At 59.6% G+C, this 495-nt stretch carries 1 rRNA gene; it reads left to right on the forward strand.

The annotated features are described in order from the left end of the window. Positions 1-117: ribosomal RNA gene (locus EHS43_RS45755) — 16S ribosomal RNA — on the forward strand; the annotation flags it as partial. Positions 118-495 lie beyond the last annotated feature (378 nt).

A 495-nucleotide genomic window follows, 5' to 3' on the forward strand; every position in this document is an offset into this window, starting at 1 on the left:
CCCGAAGCCGGTGGCCCAACCCCTTGTGGGAGGGAGCTGTCGAAGGTGGGACTGGCGATTGGGACGAAGTCGTAACAAGGTAGCCGTACCGGAAGGTGCGGCTGGATCACCTCCTTTCTAAGGAGCACTTCTTACCGAGTTCGCTCGGTCAGAGGCCACTACGCAGGCAAACGTTCTGCGGTGGTTGCTCATGGGTGGAACGTTGATTATTCGGCACTTTCAGTCATCTCGGGCTGCCAGTACTGCTCTTCGGAGCGTGGAACGCTGATCACGAGTGGCGAGGGTGTCGGGCACGCTGTTGGGTGTCTGAGGGAATGAACCCCCTCATGATGCCGGTCCCAGTGAACTCGCCTTGTAGGGCGGGGTGGTGGGTGGCTGGTCGTTGTTTGAGAACTGCACAGTGGACGCGAGCATCTGTGGCCAAGTTTTTAAGGGCGCACGGTGGATGCCTTGGCACCAGGAACCGATGAAGGACGTGGGAGGCCACGATAGTCC

This window comes from Streptomyces sp. RP5T (genome assembly GCF_003933965.1).
GTDB lineage: Bacteria > Actinomycetota > Actinomycetes > Streptomycetales > Streptomycetaceae > Streptomyces.